The following is a 22098-nucleotide window of genomic DNA, read 5'->3' as shown; positions in this document are numbered from 1 at the left end:
GATTCAATCAATATTGACAACATATAAGTCAAGGATAGACAGTCGAGTCAAGTTGAGGGAGGAAACATGCCGATCAGCAGGGCCGCAGCCACCTCCGTGGACGTGCCGCGAGGACTCGCGGGCGTCGTCGTCACCGACACCGCATTGGGTGACGTCAGGGGGCTGGAGGGCTTCTACCACTACCGCCAGTACTCGGCCGTCGAACTCGCACAGACCCGCGGCTTCGAGGACGCCTGGCACCTGATGGTCCACGGCGAACTGCCGGACGCGGCGCAGCGGTCCGCCTTCGCCGCGCGGACGGCGGAGCTGCGCCGGCTGCCCGAAGACGTACGGGCCGCGCTTCCCGCGGTGGCCGCGGCGAGCGGCACCTCCGGCCCGCTGTCCGCACTGCGCACGGCGCTCTCCCTGCTCGGCGCGTCCAAGGGGTTCCGGCCGGTGTACGACATCGACGCGGACCAGCGCCGTGAGGACACGATCGCGGCGGCCGCGACCGTCCCCACGCTGTTGACGGCGCTGTACCGGCTGGGCCGGGGGCTGGAGCCGGTCGAGCCTCGGCAGGATCTGCCGCATGCCGCGAACTATCTGTACATGCTGACGGGTTCGGAGCCGGACGCGGCGCACGCGAGGGCGGTCGAACAGTACTTGATCTCGACCATTGACCATGGATTCAATGCGTCAACCTTCACGGCGCGGGTCATCGCCTCGACCGGTGCGGACGTGGCGGCGGCCCTGGTCGGTGCCGTCGGCGCGCTGTCCGGACCGCTGCACGGCGGCGCGCCGAGCCGCGCCCTGGACACCCTCGATGCGATCGGCACGCCCGGCCGTATCGACTCCTGGATCCGCGAGCGCGTCCTCGCGGGAGAGCGCATCATGGGCTTCGGCCACCCCGTCTACCGTACGGAGGACCCGCGCTCCCGGATGCTCCGCGGCATCGCCGAGCGGTTCGGCGGCCCGCTGGTCGACTTCGCGATTGAGGTCGAGCGCCAGGTGGAGGCCATCCTGGCCGAACTGAAGCCCGGCCGTGAGCTCCATACGAACGTGGAGTTCTACGCGGGCGTGGTGATGGAACTCTGCGGGCTCCCGCGCGAGATGTTCACCCCGACCTTCGCGACGGCCCGGGTGGTCGGCTGGAGCGCCAATCTCCTGGAACAGGCGGAGGACCCGAAGATCATCCGCCCGGCTGCCCGGTACGTGGGGCCGGTGCCACCGGTGGCGGTGCCGGCGGTGGCATGACCGACGGTGCACGGTGGGCGGTGAGGCATCATCCCGCCACGCCACCGGATGGATCACCCTGTCGACGAAGTTCGGGGAGAGCCCTCTCGAAGATGCGGAACACTTGTCCCTCGGTGGTCATCGGAGGCACTGCGCTCTTGGCGGTCCTGGCAGCGTCCCAGTACCGGCGAAATGCGGGGCTCCGGAGTAGATTCCGCGCGTAAGCAAGGAGGTCGGCCTCGGACTGGTTCTCCCAGCTGTACGCGAGAACAAAGTGGTTGAAGGTCAGGTTGGCGAACAGGTGTTGCCGGAGCATGGCTTCGGACGATCCGGGAAAATCGTTCCACACATCGGCCAATGACGGATCGTCCATGACCATCTGCGTGAGCTGCATGTGGAGGCCACGTAGGTCGGCCTCCGCGCTTCGGCGCAGCTCGTCCCGAGAAGCGGTCAGCTCGTGACGCTGCAGAGACAACTCCTGCCGCTGCAACCGTAGCTCTCGTTGTTGGAAGAACAGGGCGACGATCAGCAACAGCAGCGCCAGTCCCGAGAAGACCGCTTCCGCCCCGCCGAAGGAGCCGCCTATGGGGCTTTGCGCGAGTGCCGTTCGTCTTCCTCCTGCGGCTCGTTCGGCCCCGTCTATGAGCCATTTGCTGACGACGATTGTCGCGACTCCGACCAGCGCGATGCCGAGGACCGCTGTGACCGACCAGGCGAGAAGCCTGGGGATGGGGTGCCGGACATGGAAACGTGCCATCAACCCTCCCGAGTGGTGCGAGATGACCTGGTGACATGAAGTTGAAGGCGACCCGACTGACGGCCGGGCGACGTGCGCTCGAGCCTGCATCTGCGTGAAGTGATGGCGCCAGGTGGCGTCCTTAGCGGCCCATAAGGTCCGGGATGACGATCAGGCGACGGAGGGATCGCGGCGGTGTGGCGAAGTCATGGAAGCCGCCGTTCTCACGTCGTGTGGGCCCTGAGAGCGGCGGAGGTCCGGCGCCGGTCTGACGTCGGACCTCTCAGAATCAGTTCGAACGGTGGACGAGGTGAGCGTTTGACCGACTCGATCGAAACGCCTCCTGTATTTCGGGGTGGTACGCGGAGGCGCGAGCGTGTGAGGGCTGTGAAGTCGGGGCGTACGCGGATGTGGGACCCCAAAGGGGGTGGGCGCGGAGGGCCCGGGAGTTGACGTATGGCTATCGTTGTCGCCCTGAGGGGGAAGTGCTATGCGTCAGGAATGTCGGCTTTGGCGCGTACGAGCGTTTCTCGGCTGACGATGACGATCCGTTCGTAATCGGCTCTAGCGGCGTCAGCAGGAAGTTCGTTGTCGAGTGCCGCAGTGGCCTCGGTCCCGATGACAGCGAAGTTGCCGTCACTGAGTTCGAAGATGTCGGGGCAGCTCTCGCCAGACAAGCTGCCCCGTTCGCGTGGGGACGCACCGATGCGGCGCACGATTTTCAAGGGGATCCCAGTCCTCGTGATTAGACAGTTTAGGGCTGGGACAGGGTAGCCGACGGAGCGCCACCCGAATGGCCCAGACTGGGCCAACTGGCCGCCCGCCGTGTGGTGTTCACCTCTGCGATTGTGGGCTTTATTCTGCGGGCGGTTCACCTACGACCCACCACTCCTCGGTGTCCGCTTCGTCCAGATCGCGGATTATTGTGTCCATCATTTGACCTACGCGCGCTTCATCGGACGAATCTTTGAGGCTTGCGCGATGGTGGCGCGTAGCATCCCAGTAGTCGCGAAATATGGCATTCCGGCAAATGATGCGCAGGTGGCCGTGAAGCTCGTCCCAAGCGACCACCCCCACCCGATAGGCGAGAAGTGCGTTGGTGTACATCGCGTTGGCGAACAGGTACTGCCGGCGCCGTGTGGGGTCCACTTCCTCGATCGTGCTCATCACCGCGGCCAGATCGGGATCGCTCAGTGCCTTGTCCAGAAGGTATGACTGCAGCCGCTGCTGCTCGGCCAGCCGTGCTTCGCGGCGGTCGTTCTGCTCGGTTCGTTCGATCCGCAGGCGCAGTTCCTCGTATCGCAGTTGCTGGACGGCCACGGCGACCACCAGGCCTACCGCGAACCCGAGCCCCGCTGCGGCTGCGGCACCCAGCCCCCTCGTCCCGTGCTTCTGTGTGACCATGTCAACCCCCGAATCAGGCGACCGTCCGCCGGTCGTCGGGTGCGGGTCGCTGATGGGGACCGGCGAGCGATGGGCGGCGCGCTTGCCGCCTCCCAGGGTGCCGAGCGGCTCTGATCGGCGGGGAGGCGGAGAGGAGGCGCACGGGGGGAAGTGCGGGTCGCGCGTCCCGGCGCCATGCTGAACGTGTGCCCCGCGAGCGCCGCTAACAATCGTTCACTTCGCTGCGTATCGGCCCACTCGTATCCTGGGTCGGCATTCAATCCTCGTACGAGAGCCGACCCGATCCTGCGAAAGCCGGTCCGTGAGCCGTCCTCGTACACCCGCCGGTACGCGATCCGGCGCACGCAACGGTGTGAGAAGGGGCGCGCGGTGAGCCGGTCGTCGAGTTCGCAGCAGATTCCGGTCGTCGTACTCGCCGGATTCCTGGGTTCGGGAAAGACCACCCTGCTCAACCACCTTCTCCACCACAGTGGGGGCAGCCGGATCGGCGCCGTCGTCAACGACTTCGGGGACATCGAGATCGATGCGATGGCCGTCGCCGGGGCGCTCGGGGACTCCACCGTGTCCCTGGGCAACGGCTGTCTGTGCTGCGCCGTCGACGCCAGTGAACTCGACCTCTACCTGGACCGCCTGGCCCAGCCCTCCGCCGGCATCGACGTCATCGTCATCGAGGCCAGCGGACTCGCCGAACCCCAGGAACTCGTCCGCATGGTGCTGGCCAGCGAGCAGTCGCGCGTCGTCTACGGCGGACTCGTCGAGGTCGTCGACGCGGTCGAGTTCGACGCCACGCGCGAGAAGCATCCCGAACTCGACCGCCATCTCGCCCTCGCCGATCTCGTCGTCGTCAGCAAGACCGACTGCGCCGACGACAGCGAGCGGGTGCTTCGGCGGGTGCAGTCGCTCGCCGAGCGTGCCGCCGTCGTCCCGGCCGTCCACGGGCGCCTCGATCCTGAATTCCTGTTCGATTGCCGACCGGTCGAGGAACGGATCGGGCAGCTGTCCTTCGACGACCTCCACCGGCACGACGACGAACACGGGAACGACAGTCCGCACCACACGCATCTGCACACCGGATACGACAGCCTGTCCTACCGTTCGGGCGTACCCATGAACCCGAGGCGGCTGCTGGATTTCCTCGACAGCAGGCCGGAGGGCCTCTACCGGATCAAGGGGTACGTCGACTTCGGCGCCGCCGATCCGCGCAACCGGTACGCCGTGCACGCGGTCGGGCGGTTTCTGCGGTTCTACCCCGAGGCATGGAAGGCCGGCGACGAACGGCTCACCCAGCTCGTCCTCATCGGGTCCGGCATCGACACCGCCGCCCTGCGCAAGGAGCTCGAGGCGTGCACGGACAACGCCCCACACGCCGACGAGCACGGCATGTGGGGCGTTCTTCGCTACGTCCAGGACAAGGGGGCCGAGGCTCCCACGAGCCTCGGCGACCTCGAAGGCTGACTACATCGGTCCCGCCACCACCGAGACCGTCTTTTGCAGCGACACACCCGAGCCGTCGCGCCGCGGGTCGATCTCCGGCAGCTCGGCCGGTGTGCCGTTCTTCTGCGCCGCCCGCGCCGGGGTAGCGCCCGCCCAGGCGAACGACAGGCAGTCCTCGCCCTTCAGGAACCGCTGGCAGCGCACACCGCCGGTGGCCCGGCCCTTGCGCGGGTACTGGTCGAACGGGGTCATCTTGGCGGTCGTCTGGACCGAGTCGTCCAGCGTGCCGCGCGAGCCGGCGACCGTGAACACCACCGCGTCCACCGCCGGGTCCACCGCCGTGAAGGAGATCACCTTCGCACCGTCCGACAGCTTGATGCCCGCCATGCCGCCCGCGGGCCGGCCCTGCGGTCGCACCTGGGACGCGGGGAAGCGCAGCAGCTGGGCGTCGTCCGTGATGAAGACCAGGTCCTCCTCGCCCGTGCGCAGCTCGATCGCGCCGACGATCCGGTCGCCCTCCTTGAGGGTGATGACCTCCAACTCCTCCTTGTTGGCGGGGTAGTCGGGGACCACACGCTTGACCACGCCCTGTTCCGTGCCGAGCGCGAGGCCCTGGGAGGACTCGTCCAGCGTCGTCAGGCAGACCACCGTCTCGTCCGCCTCCAGGGAGACGAACTCCGAGACCGGGGCGCCCCCGGACAGGCTCGGCCGGGTCGCCGTCTCCGGCAGCTGCGGGAGGTCGATCACGTTCAGCCGCAGCAGCCGCCCGGTGGACGTCACCGCGCCCACCTCGCCTCGTGCCGTCGCCGCGACCGCGGAGACGATCACGTCGTGCTTGGCGCGCTTGCCGTCGGTGTCCTCCTCGAACGGGTCGCCGTTCGCCGTGCGCGCCAGCAGGCCCGTCGACGACATGAGCACCCGGCACGGGGCGTCCTCGACCTGGAGCGACACCGTCGGCGCCGGGGCACCGGAGGACTCCAGCAGGACCGTGCGCCGCTCGGTGCCGAACTTCTTGGCCACCGCGGCCAGTTCCGTGGAGACCAGCTTGCGCAGCTCCGCGTCGGACTCGAGGATCCTGGTCAGTTCCGCGATCTCGGCGTTGAGCCGTTCCTTCTCTGCCTCGAGCTCGATGCGGTCGTACTTCGTCAGGCGGCGCAGCGGGGTGTCGAGGATGTACTGCGTCTGGACCTCGCTCAGCGAGAAGCGCTCCATCAGGCGCTCCTTGGCCTGCGCGGAGTTGTCGCTGGACCGGATCAGGCGGATGACCTCGTCGATGTCCACCAGGGCCGTGAGGAGGCCCTCGACCAGGTGGAGCCGGTCGCGCCTCTTTCCGCGGCGGTACTCCGAGCGGCGCCGGACGACCTCGAAGCGGTGGTCGAGGTAGACCTCCAGCAGCTCCTTGAGGCCCAGCGTGAGCGGCTGGCCGTCGACCAGCGCCACGTTGTTGATGCCGAAGGACTCCTCCATCGGGGTCAGCTTGTAGAGCTGCTCCAGCACGGCCTCCGGCACGAAGCCGTTCTTGATCTCGATGACCAGACGCAGCCCGTGTTCGCGGTCGGTGAGGTCCTTGACGTCGGCGATGCCCTGGAGCTTCTTCGAGCCGACCAGGTCCTTGATCTTGGCGATCACCTTCTCGGGACCGACCGTGAAGGGAAGCTCGGTGACGACCAGGCCCTTGCGGCGCGCCGTCACGCTGTCCACCGACACCGTGGCACGGATCCTGAAGGTGCCGCGGCCCGTCTCGTACGCGTCCCGGATGCCCGAGAGGCCGACGATCCGGCCGCCGGTGGGCAGGTCGGGGCCCGGGACGTGCTTCATCAGGGTGTCCAGGTCCGCGTTCGGGTGGCGGATCAGGTGGCGGGCGGCCGAGATGACCTCGCCGAGGTTGTGCGGCGGCATGTTCGTGGCCATGCCGACCGCGATGCCGGAGGCGCCGTTGACCAGGAGGTTCGGGAAAGCGGCCGGGAGGGCCTCGGGCTCCTGCTCCTGGCCGTCGTAGTTGGGTGCGAAGTCGACCGTGTCCTCGTCGATCGACTCGGTCATCAGGCTCGTCGCCTCGGCCATCCGGCACTCGGTGTACCGCATCGCGGCCGGCGGGTCGTCGTTGCCCAGCGAGCCGAAGTTGCCGTGGCCGTCGACCAGGGGGACGCGCATCGAGAAGGGCTGGGCCATGCGCACCAGGGCGTCGTAGATCGACGCGTCCCCGTGCGGGTGCAGCTTGCCCATGACCTCGCCGACGACACGGGCGCACTTCACATAGCCGCGCTCGGGACGCAGGCCCATCTCGTTCATCTGGTAGACGATGCGCCGGTGCACCGGCTTGAGGCCGTCGCGCGCGTCGGGCAGGGCTCGGGAGTAGATGACCGAGTACGCGTACTCCAGGAAGGAGCCCTGCATCTCGTCGACGACGTCGATGTCGAGGATCCTCTCCTCGTACGCGTCGTCGGGCGGCGGGGTCTTCGTGCTGCGGCGGGCCATCGCTGCCGGCTCCTTCACAGTCTGCGCGGGGCATGAACGAAACTGACGGGGACCATTGTGGACCGCCGCACCGACAACCCCGACCAGTACCCGTCCTCAAGGGCCCCCGGACCCGGCAGCGGGTGTCCGCGGGCCGCCGTCGCGGCCGTCCCGCGGTGCCGGACGGACCGCGTCAATGGTGCATTCGTTCGTCCACCCCCCGTAATCACAGTCTCGCTCTCGGCGTACGACACACGGGAACTTGTCCACTGGTCCGCACGCTTGCATACAGTGACAGGACCGGCAGGAAACCGCGGATTTTCCGCGACAGCTTCCGCGAGCGAAGGGATGTACATGCCCATGGGTCACACGGCCACAGCCGAGGCAGGCTCCGGGGGCCTGACAGCGACCGAGCACCGCCTGGCCAACGGGCTGCGCGTGGTGCTCTCCGAGGACCATCTGACCCCGGTCGCGGCGGTGTGCCTCTGGTACGACGTCGGCTCGCGTCACGAGGTCGAGGGCCGCACCGGTCTCGCCCACCTTTTCGAGCACCTGATGTTCCAGGGCTCGGGCCAGGTCAAGGGCAACGGCCACTTCGAACTGATCCAGGGCGCCGGCGGCTCGCTGAACGGCACCACCAGCTTCGAGCGCACCAACTACTTCGAGACCATGCCCACCCACCAGCTGGAGCTCGCCCTCTGGCTCGAGGCCGACCGCATGGGCTCGCTGCTCGCCGCCCTGGACGACGAGTCCATGGAGAACCAGCGCGACGTGGTGAAGAACGAGCGCCGCCAGCGCTACGACAACGTCCCCTACGGCACGGCGTTCGAGAAGCTGACCGCGCTCGCCTACCCGGAGGGCCACCCCTACCACCACACGCCGATCGGGTCGATGGCGGACCTGGACGCGGCCACCCTGGAGGACGCGCGGGCCTTCTTCCGCACGTACTACGCGCCCAACAACGCCGTGCTCTCGGTCGTCGGTGACATCGATCCCCAGCAGACGCTCGCCTGGATCGAGAAGTACTTCGGGTCCATCGCCTCCCACGACGGCAAGCCCGAGCCGCGCGACGGCTCGCTGTCCGACGTCATCGGCGAGCAGCTGCGCGAGGTCGTCGAGGAGGAGGTCCCGGCGCGCGCCCTGATGGCTGCCTACCGGCTTCCGCAGGACGGTACGCGCGCGTGCGACGCGGCCGACCTGGCCCTCACCATCCTTGGCGGCGGCGAGTCCTCCCGCCTGTACAACCGGCTCGTCCGGCGCGACCGTACCGCCGTCGCCGCCGGATTCGGCCTGCTGCGGCTGGCCGGAGCGCCCTCGCTGGGCTGGCTGGACGTGAAGACGTCCGGTGACGTCGAGGTGCCCGTCATCGAGGCGGCCATCGACGAGGAGCTCGCCCGGTTCGCCGAGGAGGGTCCCACGGACGAGGAAATGGAGCGCGCCCAGGCCCAGTTGGAGCGCGAGTGGCTGGACCGGCTGGGCACGGTCGCGGGCCGCGCCGACGAACTGTGCCGGTACGCCGTGCTGTTCGGCGACCCGCAGCTCGCCCTGACCGCCGTCGGGCGCGTGCTCGAGGTCACGCCCCAGGAGGTGCAGGAGGCCGCTCAGGCCCGGCTGCGGCCGGACAACCGCGCGGTGCTCGTGTACGAGCCGGTCGCGGCCCAGGCCGAGACCCCGGAAGGCGCCGAAACCACCGACGAGACCGAGGAGTCGGCGAAGTGACCGAGCTCGCGACCATGGACTTCCACCCGCAGCCCCAGCCCGGCGAGGCCCGGCCCTGGGCGTTCCCGGCGCCCGAGCGCGGCACGCTCGACAACGGCCTGACGGTGCTGCGCTGCCACCGCCCCGGCCAGCAGGTCGTCGCCGTCGAGGTGCTCCTCGACGCGCCCCTGGACGCCGAGCCGGCCGGCCTCGACGGCGTCGCCACGATCATGGCGCGTGCCTTCTCGGAAGGCACCGACAAACACTCCGCCGAGGAGTTCGCCGCCGAGCTGGAGCGCTGCGGTGCCACCCTCGACTCGCACGCCGACCACCCCGGCGTCCGCCTCTCCCTGGAAGTGCCCGCCTCCCGTCTCTCGAAGGCGCTCGGGCTGCTCGCCGACGCCCTGCGGTCGCCGGCGTTCGCGGAAAGCGAGGTGGAGCGCCTGGTGCGCAACCGCCTCGACGAGATCCCGCACGAGATCGCCAATCCGGCCCGGCGTGCCGCCAAGGAACTGTCCAAGGAGCTGTTCCCGGCGTCCTCGCGCATGTCGCGCCCGCGCCAGGGCACCGAGGAGACGGTCCAGGGCATCGATGCCGGCGCCGTCCGCGCCTTCTACGACCGGCATGTGCGCCCGGCGACGGCCACCGCCGTCGTGGTCGGCGACCTCACCGGGCTCGACCTCGACGCGCTTCTCGGGGAGACCCTCGGCGCCTGGACCGGGGCACCCGCCAAGCCGCGCCCCGTGCCCCCGGTGACCGCCGAGGACACCGGTCGCGTGATCATCGTGGACCGCCCCGGGGCGGTCCAGACGCAGCTGCTGATCGGCCGCGTGGGCGCCGACCGGCACGACCGGGTGTGGCCGGCCCAGGTGCTCGGCACCTACTGCCTCGGCGGCACCCTCACCTCGCGTCTGGACCGGGTCCTGCGCGAGGAGAAGGGCTACACGTACGGAGTGCGGGCGTTCGGCCAGGTGCTGCGCTCCGCGCCCGATGGCACGGGTGCCGCGATGCTCGCCATCAGCGGCTCCGTCGACACGCCGAACACCGGCCCGGCGCTCGACGACCTCTGGAAGGTGCTGCGCACGCTCGCCGCCGAGGGGCTGACGGACGCCGAGCGGGACGTCGCCGTGCAGAACCTGGTGGGTGTCGCGCCGCTCAAGTTCGAGACCGCGGCGGCCGTCGCGAGCACGCTGGCCGACCAGGTCGAGCAGCACCTCCCGGACGACTACCAGGCGAGGCTGTACCAGGCGCTGTCGGCCACGGGCACGGTGGAGGCCACGGCCGCCGTCGTGAACGCGTTCCCGGTCGACCGGCTGGTGACCGTCCTGGTGGGCGACGCGGCGGCGATCGAGGAGCCCGTCAAGGCGCTGGGTATCGGCGAAGTGAGCGTCGTACGGGCCGAGTAGAGCGAGACCGCGCGCCCGCGAGGCGCAACCCGGTGCGATCGCGACGTGATTGAAAGACGGGCGCGCGTCGCACGGCGGGGACATGAGGGCCCTGGTGCCTTTTCCGGCACTAGGGCCCCACTTGTGCGCTGTTTGTCCGTATTGCCATAGAGGTTGCCTCTCTGCCCTGTGGGATGCGCTACAAACACTCTGTTCGGTTTGGTGATTGAAAGACCGTCCTCTTAGCGTCTCTCAGGCTGTCCGTCAGACAGTGCGTCGCACCCGCGGCGCCGGACAGTCATCGCCGAGTCCCCGTACGGCGCGAGCCAGGGGAGCCGGGGACCCACCTTTCGTGGCCGCCTGCGCGGCCGACGGAGCCCGCTGTCGCCGCCTTCGCGGCCCGGCGGGCACAAGTCCCTGGGGTGAATCGGGCACACGCCCGTAGGAGACCTTCCTGCTCCGAACCCGTCAGCTAACCCGGTAGGCGAGAAGGAAGGAAAGGACCAGCCACTTCATGGCGTTCACCTGCGCCACCGGGAAGCACCGGCGGCCGAGCCGCGTCATGCGCACGACCACCAACGCCGTGGGCGTCGCGGCGCTCACCACCACCGGTGTCATCGGCGCTCTGACCACCCCGGCGTTCGCCGCCGGCGACCCCGTCCAGCAGACCGGCCTGATGCAGGCCGTCACCCTCGGCGACTCGGTCGCCCAGAAGATCGACGCACAGGCCGCCGCCCAGAGGCAGGCCGCGGAGCAGAAGACGGCCGAGCAGGCGGCGCGTGTGCGTGCCGCGGTGAAGGCCGCGCAGGAGCGCGAGGCCAAGGAGCGCGCCGCTCGCGAGGCCGAGCGCCGGCGCCTGAACGCGTATGTGGCGCCGATCTCCCACTCCTATGTCTCGACCGGCTACAAGACCGGCGGCTCCCTGTGGTCGTCCGGCACCCACACCGGCATCGACTTCCACGCCGGGACCGGCACGCCCGTGCACGCGGTCGGCTCCGGCACCGTCGTCGAGACGGGCTGGGGCGGCGCGTACGGCAACCAGATCGTCATCAAGATGAACGACGGCACCTACACCCAGTACGGCCACCTGTCGTCGATCGGTGTCTCCGTGGGCGAGACGGTCACTCCGGGCCGGCAGATCGGCCTGTCCGGGGCCACCGGCAATGTCACCGGGCCGCACCTGCACTTCGAGGCCCGTACGTCCCCGGAGTACGGCTCGGACATCGACCCGGTCGCCTATCTGCGGTCGCACGGCGTGAACGTCTGACGACCCGTCCGAAGCAGGCGCGCGCCCTTGGAAGGCCCCGGCTCAGCAGCCGGGGCCTTCCTCTTTCGAACGGCTGTCTGTCCAAAAAATATCCATGGATTCCGGCCCGCGGTCGGAAATTCCGGTCCGCTGCAATAGAGTCGGTTGAACACGTCAATCGGCGACGTTTCGCGGGGATTAAGGCGGAGGTCGGGCATGCGTATTCCGGCGCACTCGGTATGCACGGCGATCCGTGATGACATCGTCGCGGGTGTCTACGAGCGCGGCAGCCGGCTCACCGAGGAGCTTCTCGCGCGCCGGTACGGCGTCTCCCGCGTCCCCGTGCGCGAGGCGCTGCGCACGCTGGAGGCCGAGGGGTTCGTCGTGACCCGCAGGCACGCGGGCGCGTGCGTGGCGGAGCCCACCGAACAGGAGGCCGCCGACCTGCTGGAGATGCGGATGCTGCTGGAGCCGCTGTGCGCCGCGCGGGCCGCGCAGCGCCGCACCGAGGCCCATCTCAAGGTGCTGCGCGGCCTGGTCAGACTGGGCCAGGAGCGGGCCAGGAAGGGCGGCAGCGAAGATCTGCGCTCCCTGGGCGGCTGGTTCCACGAGACGCTGGCGCAGGCCTGCGGAAGTCCCGCGCTGACCTCCACGCTGGCCCAGCTGCGGCACAAGATCTCCTGGATGTACGCGGTCGAGGCACCGGCCGGCCCGGTGGAGTCCTGGGCGGAGCACGGCGGCATCGTGGACGCCGTCGCACGCGGGGACAGCGAGCGGGCGCGGGCCATCACGGCCGTGCACACCGAGCGTGCGACCGCGGCGCACCGGCTGCACATTCCCGGCGCGACGGACCGGGCGGAGCGCGTGAGGACTTCGCAACATGCCGTAAACATGTCGGGACTGCGTCATTAACATGGGCGACGTATACAAAGAGAGAGATATTCGGCAGGGACTTATTTAAGCTGTCTTTTTCCGCGCGCACGGAAATCCGGTGCGTGCGATATCTGTGCGACTTGCGCGCTATTTGATGTGACCTGCTGAATTTCCTGCCCGGCCGGAGGCGGTGCGGGGGCGGCATGTTTGTGGAACGTCGCACCGGGTGACCGTGCGACGGTGCCTCGCGCACGACGGCGGCCGCTCGGCCGGGACCGGGGTCTGGGCGCCCGGTGAGGGCAGGCCCGAGGAGCCGCGCAGACGGGTGCCGTGAACGGGTCCGAACACGGCGGAGCCGCGTCCGCCCGAAGGCCGACGCGGCTCCGCCGTGTGGTGCTCTGCCCGAAGGGTCAGACGGTCTCGGGAAGCTCCTCGAGGCCCTCGGCGACCAGCTTGGCCAGACGGTCCAGCGCGGCGTCCGCGCCCTCCGCGTCGGAAGCGAGGACGATCTCCTCGCCGCCCTGGGCGCCCAGTCCGAGCACCGCGAGCATGGACGCGGCATTGACCGGGTTGGTGCCCGCCTTGGCGATGGTCACGGGGATACCGGAGGCCGTGGCTGCCCGGACGAAGATGGAGGCGGGGCGGGCGTGGAGGCCCTCGGCCCAGCCGACGTTGACGCGGCGCTCAGCCATGTGATGCTGCCCTTCAGGTGTTCAGGGTTGTCTAGACCAGTGTTCCATAAGTCGAGCGCGCCCAGAAAGAGGGCGGCGGACGGCCCGTGCGCGGTGCGGCCAGGCTCCCTCAGCCTGCCTCGCACCGCTGTCGGACGCGAGCCTTACTCTGGGGCGCATGCAGACCTCGTCGGACCGGCACGAGTACCCCGCCCACTGGGAGGCCGACGTGGTGCTGCGCGACGGCGGCACCGCGCGCATCAGGCCCATCACCGCCGATGACGCCGAGCGCCTCGTCAGCTTCTACGAGCAGGTCTCGGACGAGTCGAAGTACTACCGCTTCTTCGCGCCGTACCCACGCTTGTCCGCGAAGGACGTCCACCGCTTCACGCACCACGACTTTGTGGACAGGGTGGGACTCGCGGCCACGGTCGGCGGCGAGTTCATCGCCACCGTACGCTACGACCGCATCGGCTCCGACGGCATGGCCGCCTCCGCGCCCGCCGACGAGGCGGAGGTCGCCTTCCTGGTGCAGGACGCACACCAGGGCCGCGGCGTCGCCTCGGCCCTCCTCGAGCACATCGCGGCGGTGGCCAGGGAGCGCGGCATCCGCCGGTTCGCCGCTGAGGTGCTGCCCGCCAACACCAAGATGATCAAGGTGTTCACGGACGCCGGCTACCAGCAGAAGCGCAGCTTCGAGGACGGCGTCGTACGTCTGGAATTCGGCCTGGAGCCCACCGACCGGTCGCTCGCCGTGCAGCGTGCGCGGGAGCAGCGGGCGGAGGCGCGGTCCGTGCAGCGGCTGCTCGCGCCCGGCTCGGTCGCCGTGATCGGTGCGGGCCGCACGCCCGGGGGAGTGGGCCGCAGCGTCCTGGACAACCTCAGGAGCGGCGGGTACACGGGCCTGTTGTACGCGGTGAACGGGGCGCTGCCCGAGGGGCAGAAGGAGCTTGCCGGGGTGCCCGCCCACCGCTCGGTCCGCGACATCGCCGAGCCGGTCGACCTCGCGGTGGTCGCCGTGCCCGCCGAGCACGTCCCGGAGGTCGTCGCGGAGTGCGGCGAGCACGGGGTCCAGGGCCTCGTGGTCGTGTCCGCGGGATACGCCGAGAGCGGTCCCGATGGGCGCGAGCGGCAGCGGGAGCTGGTGCGGCAGGCGCGGTCGTACGGGATGCGGATCATCGGCCCCAACACCTTCGGGATCATCAACACCTCGCCGCAGGTCCGGCTCAACGCGTCTCTCGCGCCCGAGATGCCGCGCCCCGGGCGCATAGGTCTGTTCGCGCAGTCCGGTGCCATCGGCATCGCCCTGCTGTCGCGCCTGCACCGGCGCGGGGGAGGCGTCACCGGCTCGACCGGCGTCTCGACCTTCGTCTCCTCCGGGAACCGCGCGGACGTCTCGGGCAACGACGTGCTCCAGTACTGGTACGAGGACGCGGACACCGACGTCGCCCTGATGTACCTGGAGACCATCGGCAACCCGCGCAAGTTCAACCGGCTCGCCCGGCGCACGGCGACGGCCAAGCCGCTGGTCGTGGTGCAGGGCGCGCGGCACGGAGGCGCCCCGCAGGGGCACGCCGTACGGGCCACGCGGCTGCCGCACGCCACGGTGTCCGCGCTGCTGCGGCAGGCGGGCGTGATCCGGGTGGACACGATCACGGAGCTGGTGGACGCGGGACTGCTGCTGGCGCGGCAGCCGCTGCCGGCCGGCCCGCGGGTGGCGATCCTCGGGAACTCGGAGTCGCTCGGGCTGCTGACGTACGACGCGTGCCTCACCGAGGGGCTGCGGCCGCTGCCGCCCCTCGACCTGACGACGGAGGCGACGGCAGAGGACTTCCACCGGGCGCTGGCCGCGGCGCTGGCCGACGACACGTGCGACGCCGTCGTGGTCACGGCGATCCCGGCGGTCGGCGAGAGGTCGCCGAGGGACGTCGAGCTGGCCGAGGCGCTGCGGTCGGCGGCGGCCACGGCGCCCGCCAAGCCCGTGCTCGTGGTCCATGTGGAGCTGGGCGGGATCGCGGAGGCCCTGTCGGCGGCGGTCAGCACATCGCCCCAGGCGCAGCGCGGCGACCTCCCGCGTCCGGCGGAACCGCCGCCCACCGCGGTTCAGGCACCGGAGGAAGCCCGTCTCATCCCCGCCTATCCCGCCGCCGAGCGCGCCGTGCGGGCCCTGGCCGAGGCCGTCAACTACGGCCAGTGGCGCCGCGACGCCGCCGACCCCGGCAAGGTGCCCGAGTACGAGGACATCGACGAGAAGGGCGCCGCCGGGCTGATCGACGGGCTGCTCACCCGGGGACAGGGGCTCACGCTCGGCGGCGACGAGACCTGCGACCTGCTCGCCCGGTACGGCATCGACGTCCGCCGGGCACTGCCCGCGCCCGCGCCCGAGGCAGCCGCCGAGGCCGCCCGCGCCCTCGGCTACCCGGTGGCCCTCAAGGCCACCGCCCCGCACCTGCGCCACCGCGCCGACCTCGGCGGTGTACGTCTCGACCTGGCCGACGAAGAGCAACTGCGCCGGGCCTACGCCGAGTTGACCGAGCTGTTCGGTCCGCCTCTGGAGCTGCGGCCGGTCGTCCAGGCGATGGCGCCACGAGGCGTCGACACGGTCGTACAGGCGGTCATCGACCCGGCGGCCGGACCGGTGCTGTCGTTCGGGCTCGCCGGGGCCGCCTCACAGCTCCTCGGCGACACCGCGCACCGATTGATTCCGGTCACCGACCGGGACGCCACCTCCCTGGTCCGGTCGATCCGCACGGCACCGCTGCTGTTCGGCTGGCGCGGTTCGGCCCCGGTGGACACCCCGGCCCTCGAGGAGCTGCTGCTGCGCGTGTCGCGGCTGGTCGACGACCATCCCGAGGTGGTCGCCGTCACCCTGGAGCCCGTCGTCGTCGCGCCGCACGGCCTGAGCGTGCTCGGCGCCACAGTGCGGCTCGCGCCCCCTCCCGCCCGCGACGATCTCGGCCCGAGGACACTTCCGGTGTACTGAGCGGCGACGAGCGGTGCCTCGCAGTCAGTGCACCCCCGTAGGATGGACGTCATGGCCAAGACCAGTACGACGACCCAGGGGCTGCGCGCGGCGATCGAGCGCAGCGGCTATTACCCGGCTCTCGTGGCCGAGGCGGTGGAAGCCGCCGTGGGCGGCGATCCGATCCGGTCGTACCTGGTCCATCAGGAGACCACGTTCGACGCGAACGAGGTGCGCCGCCATGTGACCGTGCTGGTCCTCACGGGCACCCGCTTCATCGTCAGCCACACCGACGAGCAGGCCGCGGACGACACCTCCCCGACGCCGTACGCGACGACCTCCACGGAGTCGGTGAAGCTCGGCCGGATCTCTTCGGTCGTCGTCAGCCGCGTCGTCGCCAACCCGGAGGCGTACACGCCGGGCACGCTGCCCCGCGAGGTCGTCCTGACCATCGGCTGGGGCGCCGTCTCCCGTATCGACCTGGAGCCCGCCGCCTGTGGCGACCCCAACTGCGAGGCGGACCACGGCTACACGGGCAGTTCGACGGCGGACGACCTCAGCCTGCGCGTCAGCGAGGCCGGGGACGGCCCGGAGACGGTGCGCCAGGCGCTCGCCTTCGCACAGTCCCTCTCCGAGGCGACCGCGGACCTGACCCACTGATGGCGCTGACCACCTGGGACGACCACCCGGAGCCGCTCGCCGCCGGTTCGGCGCCGGTCCCCGAGTACGGCACCGGCTCACTGGCCGACCTCCTGCCCACCCTGGCCGCGGGCATGGGGGTGCCGGGCCACAGCGCCGCCATACCGGAGCTGACCGCCGCCGACCGTAACTGCGTGTTCCTCGTCGACGGGCTCGGCTGGGAACAGCTGAAGGCGCACCCCGACGACGCGCCCTTTCTGACCTCGCTGCTCGGCTCCTCGCGCGGCGGCACCGGCCGGCCCCTCACGGCCGGATATCCGGCGACCACCGCGACCTCGCTCGCCTCCGTCGGCACCGGACTGCCACCCGGCGTGCACGGCCTGCCCGGGTACACGGTCCGCAATCCCGACACCGGTGAGCTGATGAACCAGCTCCGCTGGCAGCCCTGGACCGAGCCGCGCGCCTGGCAGCCCTACCCGACGGTCTTCCAGCTCGCCGACGCGGCCGGAGTCCACACGGCGCAGGTCTCCTCCCCGACCTTCCAGAACACCCCGCTGACCAAGGTCGCCCTCAGCGGCGGAACGTTCCTCGGGCGGTTGACCGGCGAGGACCGTATGGACCTGGCGGCCGAGCAACTCGCCGCTGGCGACCGGGCTCTGGTCTACACGTACTACGCCGAACTCGACGGCGCGGGCCACCGTTTCGGTGCCGACTCCGATACCTGGCGCGGCCAGCTCATGTGCGTCGACCGGCTCGTCCAGCGGCTGGCCGAACAGCTGCCGCCGCGCTCCGCCCTGTATGTCACCGCCGACCACGGCATGATCGACATCCCGTTCGACGAGCAGCACCGCATCGACTTCGACGAGGACTGGGAGCTGCGCGCCGGGGTCGCCCTGCTGGGCGGAGAGGGCCGCGCCCGCCATGTCTACGCCGTGCCGGGCGCCGAGGACGATGTCCTGACCTGCTGGCGCGAAGTGCTCGGCGAGCAGTTCTGGGTGGCCTCGCGGGACGAGGCGATCGCCGCGGGCTGGTTCGGCCCGCACGTCGAGGAGCGCGTGTACCAGCGCATCGGCGACGTGGTCGCGGCGGCCCGCGACGATGTGCTCATCATCGCCTCCGAACGCGAGCCGAAGGAGTCGGCGATGGTCGGCAACCACGGCTCGATGACGCCCGTCGAACAGCTGGTGCCCCTGCTGGAAGTCCGTACCTGAGCGCCGCGCGTCCCGTCGCCCAGTAGGCTGCTGAAGATCCGCACGCCCCGAACCCCTGCCCGAAAGGTCCTCAACTCCCCATGCCCGAGCTGGTGTTCTTCTCCGGAACGATGGACTGTGGGAAGTCGACGCTGGCTCTCCAGATCGAGCACAACCGCTCCGCGCGGGGACTGCAGGGCATGATCTTCACGCGCGACGACCGGGCCGGCGAGGGCAAGCTCTCCTCACGGCTCGGCCTGGTGACGGACGCGGTGGAGGTGGCGGACGGGCAGGACCTGTACGGGTACGTCGTCGACCATCTCTCGCAGGGCGGGCGTGCGGACTATGTGATCGCCGACGAGGCGCAGTTCCTGACGCCGGAGCAGATCGACCAGCTGGCCCGTGTGGTCGACGACCTCGGGCTCGACGTCTACGCCTTCGGTATCACCACCGACTTCCGCACCAGGCTCTTCCCGGGATCGCAGCGCCTGGTCGAGCTCGCCGACCGGGTCGAGGTCCTCCAGGTGGAGGCCCTGTGCTGGTGCGGCGCCCGCGCCACGCACAACGCCCGTACGGTCGGCGGGGCGATGGTGGTCGAGGGTGCCCAGGTGGTCGTGGGGGACGTCAACCAGTCCGCCGACGAGATCGGCTACGAGGTCCTGTGCCGTCGCCACCACCGGCGCCGGATGACGGCGGCCACCGCCCGCGCGGCGGCCCTCTCCCCGGACGTCCTCCCCGTGTCGTCCACCTGACGCCCCGGCCTCACCCGAAAGAACGGCCGTTTCACCCGAAAGGTCAGCCCAGCGGGCTGACCACCGAAAACGTCGCGCCCTCCGGGTCGGCGACCGTGATCATGTGACCCAGGGCCGTGTTGCACATGGCGCGCACGATGTGGCCGCCCAGCTCGGTGACCCGTTCGGCCGCCCGGTCGGCGTCCACGACCTGGAAGTACGTCATCCAGTGCGCGCCCCGGTCGCGCGGCAGTGCCTGCCCGACACCGTGGATGCCGGCGACCGGACGACCCTCGATGTGGAGGGTGATGTAGTCGAAATCGGGGGAGACGACCGGCTCCTCGGCGTAGCCGAAGACGGTCCGGTAGAACGGGGCGACACTCGCCGTGTCGTAGGTGAGCAGCTCGTTCCAGACCGGGGTGCCGGGTACTCCGGTCAGGCCCGTGCCGAGGTGATCGGCAGCCTGCCAGATGCCGAACACCGCGCCCATCGGGTCGCAGGCTATGGCCAGCCGTCCGGCCTCGGCCGCGTCCAGGGGGCCCACGCCCACGGTTCCGCCGCAGCTGCGTACCTGCTCGGCGGTCACGTCCACGTCGTCCGAGCCGAGGTACGGCGTCCAGGCGATGGGCAGATGGCGGTCCAGCGGCAGCTGGCCGATGCCCGCCACCTCGTAGCCGTTCAGCACGGCCCGCACATATGGTCCGAGCGGCTGTGGTCCGGGCCGGAACTCCCAGCCGAACAGCGCCCCGTAGAACTCCTGGGTCGCGGCCATCCCGTGCACCATCAGACTCACCCAGCACGGCGTACCGGGTGCGTGCCTCTCATGCGTCGTGCCGGTCAGGCCCGCCGACCCCCGTGCCTCGGTCATCGTCACTCTCTCCTCGGCCCCTCATAGCGGCCGCTCAGCTTCCGCCCGCATGCCCGTGCGCCGCGCACGCGCAGGGGCACGCCTCGTGTCGATGCTCGCACCACCGGTCGCGACCTACGGTCCGGCCGCGCCGTGGCGAGGCGCCCGGCGGCCCGAGGTGCCCCTGCCCGATGCGCGATGTCCCGTCCCGTTTCCCGGGCGATGCGGCGTGCCGGCCGTGAGCATCGGCTGTACAGCATGTGCCCAACCCCGTACACGCGGTGACCGGACCTGTCCGGCGGAGCAGAGTAGCCGGACCTGAGCGACTCGGCCACCCCGTGCGCGAGGATGGGGGCCATGAAGGCCATCATCTCCGCATCCGAACTCGCGAGCGACTTGGCGGGACCGCAGCCGCCGACGCTGCTGGACATCCGCTGGCAGTTGACCGCCGCGACGGCGTCCGGCGCTCCTGCTTTCGACGGCCGCGCCGCCCACGCCGCCGGTCACATTCCGGGCGCCGTCTTCGTGGACCTGGACGCCGATCTCGCGGATCCGCCCGGCCCCGCCGGGCGGCATCCGCTGCCCGGCACGAAGCGTTTCGGCGCTGCCATGCGGGCCGCCGGCGTCTCCTCGGAGTGGCCGGTCGTCGTGTACGACGGCGGGCAGGGCTGGGCCGCCGCACGTGCGTGGTGGATGCTGCGCTGGACCGGGCACCCGCACGTCCGGGTGCTCGACGGTGGACTCCCCGCGTGGCAGGGACCGCTCGCCACGGGGGCCGAGGAGCCGGCGCCCGGTGACTTCCGGCCCCTGCCGGGGGCCCTGCCGCTCCTGGACGCCGACGGTGCCGCGGCACTCGCCCGGACCGGGGTGCTCCTCGATGCGCGGGCCGGTGATCGCTACCGGGGCGAGGTGGAACCGATCGACCCCGTGGGCGGCCACATTCCGGGTGCGGTGTCGGCGCCGACGTCCGAGAACGTCGATGAGGACGGCCTGTTCCGGCCGGCCGTAGAGCTCGTCGACCGTTTCAAGTCGCTGGGTGCCAGGGAGGGCGCCGAGGTCGGCGTGTACTGCGGTTCGGGTGTCTCCGCGGCCCACGAGGTGCTGGCGCTGGCGGTCGCCGGGATCACGGCCGCGCTGTACGTGGGGTCGTGGTCGGAGTGGTCCGGCAACACCGGCCGCCCGGTCGCGGTCGGTCCCGACCCGCAGTGAACGCGAGGGCGGGGTCCACGCGACTGCGTGGACCCCGCCCTCGGACGTCGGGTCAGTCCTGCTTCTTGCGCCGGGTGCCGAAGACGATCTCGTCCCAGCTGGGTACCGCCGCTCTGCGACCCGGCCGGACGCCGTCCGCCTCGGCCTGGCGGTCCGTCGCACCGATCAGACGGTCACGGTGGCTGCCGACGCTGCGCGGCATCAGGACGTCCGCGTAGGCGGAGCCGGCCGAGGCCGCGGGCGCCGGCGGCTCCTCCGCCGCGGGCTCCTGGACGGGCTCCTCCTGCGGCTCGGCGGGCCGCTCCGGCACCACCAGGTCGCCGCGGAAGCTGGGCACCGCCTCCAGAAGACTGGTGAGCGAGTCCCGCTCACCGGTGCTCTCCTCCGGCGGTTCGGACGACTGCGCCGGCAGGACGGGCCGCTCCGCCTGGCGCTCCAGGGCGCGGTCCATCCTGCCGTCACGCGGCAGCCGGGCGATCCGCGGCTTGAAGGGGTAACTCGGCTCGGCTGCCGAGAAGTCGTCGGACTCGCCGATCAGTGACCGCGCCTCGTCGTCGACCGCCTGGACGAGCCGCCGGGGCGGGTCGTACGTCCAGCTCGCCGAGTGCGTCTCACCCGCGACCCGGTAGACGAGCAGCACCTCCCAGGTGCCGTCGTCGCGGCGCCAGGAGTCCCACTGGACGGTGTCCTTCTCGGCACCTCGCAGCAGCAACCGCTCCTGCACGGCCTCGCCGAGCTGGGGACCGGCGTTCTCGCCGGGCCGGCGCACGGGTGTCTTGCGGGCCCGCTCGGCCATGAAGGCGCGCTCCGCCAGCACAGGGCCCTCGAAGCGCCGTACGCGGTCGACGGGGATCCCGGCGAGCTGCGCCACCTCTTCGGCGGTCGCACCGGCGCGTATACGGGCCTGGATGTCACGGGGGCGGAGATGGCTCTCCACCTCGATCTCGATCTGGCCGAGGCGGGGACGGTCGCCGCGCACGGCGGCGCGGAGCCGTTCGTCGATCGGAAGCGTGTACTCCGTACTGTCCGCAGCCTTCAGCACCAGCCGTGTGCCGTCATTGGAGACGGCCACGACACGCAGTTCGGGCATGGGGACCTCCCGGGTGGTGCCTGCCGACGTCACGTGCGTCGCTGCTTCCGCTAGTCGAGTGTGGCCTGCCCGGGTGCAGCCTGCCACAACCTTGCCGAGTTGCCCGGCGTGTCGGGCATGAGCCCTGAGTCGCCGTTATGGCACGGTTACCTATTCGCAACGCTAAGTGACGATACCCGTCACCCTGTGCAACTAGCCCCCCTCCCGGCGGTCCAGCAAGGCCCCGGACGCCCTGGCGGGAGACCGGACCCAGGGCTCGCAACAGTACTCCATTCGGGCCACCTAAGTAGATCGGCACGCCGCCCGACTTCTGG

Annotated in this window: 18 protein-coding genes and 1 riboswitch; of the genes, 11 read left to right on the top strand and 7 right to left on the bottom strand. The window is 70.6% G+C overall.

The genetic code is table 11. The features are described from left to right. Positions 1 to 66: 66 nt before the first annotated feature. The gene (locus ACQEXA_RS16715; protein WP_432933745.1) at positions 67 to 1233 is read left to right on the top strand and encodes a citrate synthase/methylcitrate synthase; all 1167 of its coding nucleotides are present in this window, start codon (positions 67 to 69) and stop codon (positions 1231 to 1233) included. Between the two features lie 28 nt (positions 1234 to 1261). Here ACQEXA_RS16715 and ACQEXA_RS16710 read toward each other — a convergent pair whose 3' ends face one another. The 3 genes from ACQEXA_RS16710 to ACQEXA_RS16700 form a co-directional block, all read right to left on the bottom strand. Further along, positions 1262 to 1969, bottom strand: coding sequence for a DUF6082 family protein (locus ACQEXA_RS16710; RefSeq protein WP_432933747.1), 708 nt, complete (start codon positions 1967 to 1969; stop codon positions 1262 to 1264). A gap of 467 nt (positions 1970 to 2436) precedes the next feature. Further along, the gene (locus ACQEXA_RS16705) at positions 2437 to 2673 is read right to left on the bottom strand and encodes a hypothetical protein (RefSeq protein ID WP_432933749.1); all 237 of its coding nucleotides are present in this window, start codon (positions 2671 to 2673) and stop codon (positions 2437 to 2439) included. 130 nt (positions 2674 to 2803) lie between these two features. Then, a complete protein-coding gene (locus ACQEXA_RS16700; protein WP_432933750.1) occupies positions 2804 to 3352 on the bottom strand; it encodes a DUF6082 family protein in 549 nt (182 codons plus the stop codon). 369 nt (positions 3353 to 3721) lie between these two features. Here ACQEXA_RS16700 and ACQEXA_RS16695 point away from each other — a divergent pair, with 369 nt between their 5' ends. After that, positions 3722 to 4807 carry a CobW family GTP-binding protein gene (locus tag ACQEXA_RS16695; RefSeq protein ID WP_432933752.1) on the top strand — a complete coding sequence of 362 codons (1086 nt, stop codon included), beginning with the start codon at positions 3722 to 3724 and terminating at the stop codon, positions 4805 to 4807. On the opposite strand, the gene ACQEXA_RS16690 is transcribed toward ACQEXA_RS16695, so the two are convergent. Further along, complete coding sequence (locus ACQEXA_RS16690) at positions 4808 to 7264, bottom strand: DNA gyrase/topoisomerase IV subunit A (RefSeq protein ID WP_432933754.1); 2457 nt, start codon at positions 7262 to 7264, stop codon at positions 4808 to 4810. Between the two features lie 333 nt (positions 7265 to 7597). On the opposite strand from ACQEXA_RS16690, the gene ACQEXA_RS16685 reads away from it, so the two are divergent. The 4 genes from ACQEXA_RS16685 to ACQEXA_RS16670 all read left to right on the top strand — a co-directional run bounded on the left by ACQEXA_RS16685 (position 7598) and on the right by ACQEXA_RS16670 (position 12484). Then, on the top strand, positions 7598 to 8962 hold the full coding sequence (locus ACQEXA_RS16685; protein ID WP_432933756.1) for a M16 family metallopeptidase: 1365 nt from the start codon (positions 7598 to 7600) through the stop codon (positions 8960 to 8962). Next, complete coding sequence (locus ACQEXA_RS16680; protein WP_432933758.1) at positions 8959 to 10347, top strand: M16 family metallopeptidase; 1389 nt, start codon at positions 8959 to 8961, stop codon at positions 10345 to 10347. The genes ACQEXA_RS16685 and ACQEXA_RS16680 overlap by 4 nt, the downstream gene beginning before the upstream one ends. A 271-nt stretch (positions 10348 to 10618) precedes the next feature. After that, positions 10619 to 10827, top strand: a riboswitch (cyclic di-AMP (ydaO/yuaA leader). Positions 10828 to 10840: 13 nt separating this feature from the next. After that, positions 10841 to 11593: a M23 family metallopeptidase gene (locus ACQEXA_RS16675; protein ID WP_433130462.1), complete on the top strand. Its 753-nt coding sequence runs from the start codon at positions 10841 to 10843 to the stop codon at positions 11591 to 11593. A gap of 195 nt (positions 11594 to 11788) precedes the next feature. Further along, on the top strand, positions 11789 to 12484 hold the full coding sequence (locus tag ACQEXA_RS16670; protein ID WP_432933762.1) for a GntR family transcriptional regulator: 696 nt from the start codon (positions 11789 to 11791) through the stop codon (positions 12482 to 12484). Between the two features lie 371 nt (positions 12485 to 12855). Here ACQEXA_RS16670 and ACQEXA_RS16665 read toward each other — a convergent pair whose 3' ends face one another. Continuing rightward, entirely contained in the window at positions 12856 to 13137 is a 282-nt protein-coding gene (locus tag ACQEXA_RS16665; RefSeq protein ID WP_359394575.1) for an HPr family phosphocarrier protein, read from the bottom strand. Positions 13138 to 13294: 157 nt separating this feature from the next. Here ACQEXA_RS16665 and ACQEXA_RS16660 point away from each other — a divergent pair, with 157 nt between their 5' ends. The 4 genes from ACQEXA_RS16660 (at position 13295) to ACQEXA_RS16645 (ending at position 18659) form a co-directional block, all read left to right on the top strand. Further along, complete coding sequence (locus ACQEXA_RS16660; RefSeq protein WP_432933766.1) at positions 13295 to 16099, top strand: GNAT family N-acetyltransferase; 2805 nt, start codon at positions 13295 to 13297, stop codon at positions 16097 to 16099. 42 nt (positions 16100 to 16141) lie between these two features. Next, entirely contained in the window at positions 16142 to 16738 is a 597-nt protein-coding gene (locus ACQEXA_RS16655) for a DUF5998 family protein (RefSeq protein WP_432933768.1), read from the top strand. Next, positions 16738 to 17928 (top strand): alkaline phosphatase family protein, encoded by a 1191-nt coding sequence (locus tag ACQEXA_RS16650; protein ID WP_432933770.1) that lies wholly within the window; start codon positions 16738 to 16740, stop codon positions 17926 to 17928. Before ACQEXA_RS16655 ends, ACQEXA_RS16650 begins: the two co-directional genes overlap by 1 nt. Positions 17929 to 18008: 80 nt before the next feature. Beyond that, on the top strand, positions 18009 to 18659 hold the full coding sequence (locus ACQEXA_RS16645) for a thymidine kinase (protein ID WP_432933772.1): 651 nt from the start codon (positions 18009 to 18011) through the stop codon (positions 18657 to 18659). A 43-nt stretch (positions 18660 to 18702) separates the two neighbouring features. On the opposite strand, the gene ACQEXA_RS16640 is transcribed toward ACQEXA_RS16645, so the two are convergent. Then, positions 18703 to 19506: a VOC family protein gene (locus ACQEXA_RS16640; protein WP_432933774.1), complete on the bottom strand. Its 804-nt coding sequence runs from the start codon at positions 19504 to 19506 to the stop codon at positions 18703 to 18705. Positions 19507 to 19842: 336 nt separating this feature from the next. Here ACQEXA_RS16640 and ACQEXA_RS16635 point away from each other — a divergent pair, with 336 nt between their 5' ends. Then, positions 19843 to 20694: a sulfurtransferase gene (locus ACQEXA_RS16635; RefSeq protein ID WP_432933776.1), complete on the top strand. Its 852-nt coding sequence runs from the start codon at positions 19843 to 19845 to the stop codon at positions 20692 to 20694. Positions 20695 to 20746: 52 nt separating this feature from the next. On the opposite strand, the gene sepH is transcribed toward ACQEXA_RS16635, so the two are convergent. Further along, positions 20747 to 21784 carry a septation protein SepH gene (gene sepH, locus ACQEXA_RS16630; protein ID WP_432933778.1) on the bottom strand — a complete coding sequence of 346 codons (1038 nt, stop codon included), beginning with the start codon at positions 21782 to 21784 and terminating at the stop codon, positions 20747 to 20749. Positions 21785 to 22098: the final 314 nt, after the last annotated feature.

Source organism: Streptomyces sp. CA-106110 (genome assembly GCF_050936285.1).
GTDB lineage: Bacteria > Actinomycetota > Actinomycetes > Streptomycetales > Streptomycetaceae > Streptomyces.
This window is presented reverse-complemented; position numbering and strand designations above follow the sequence as displayed.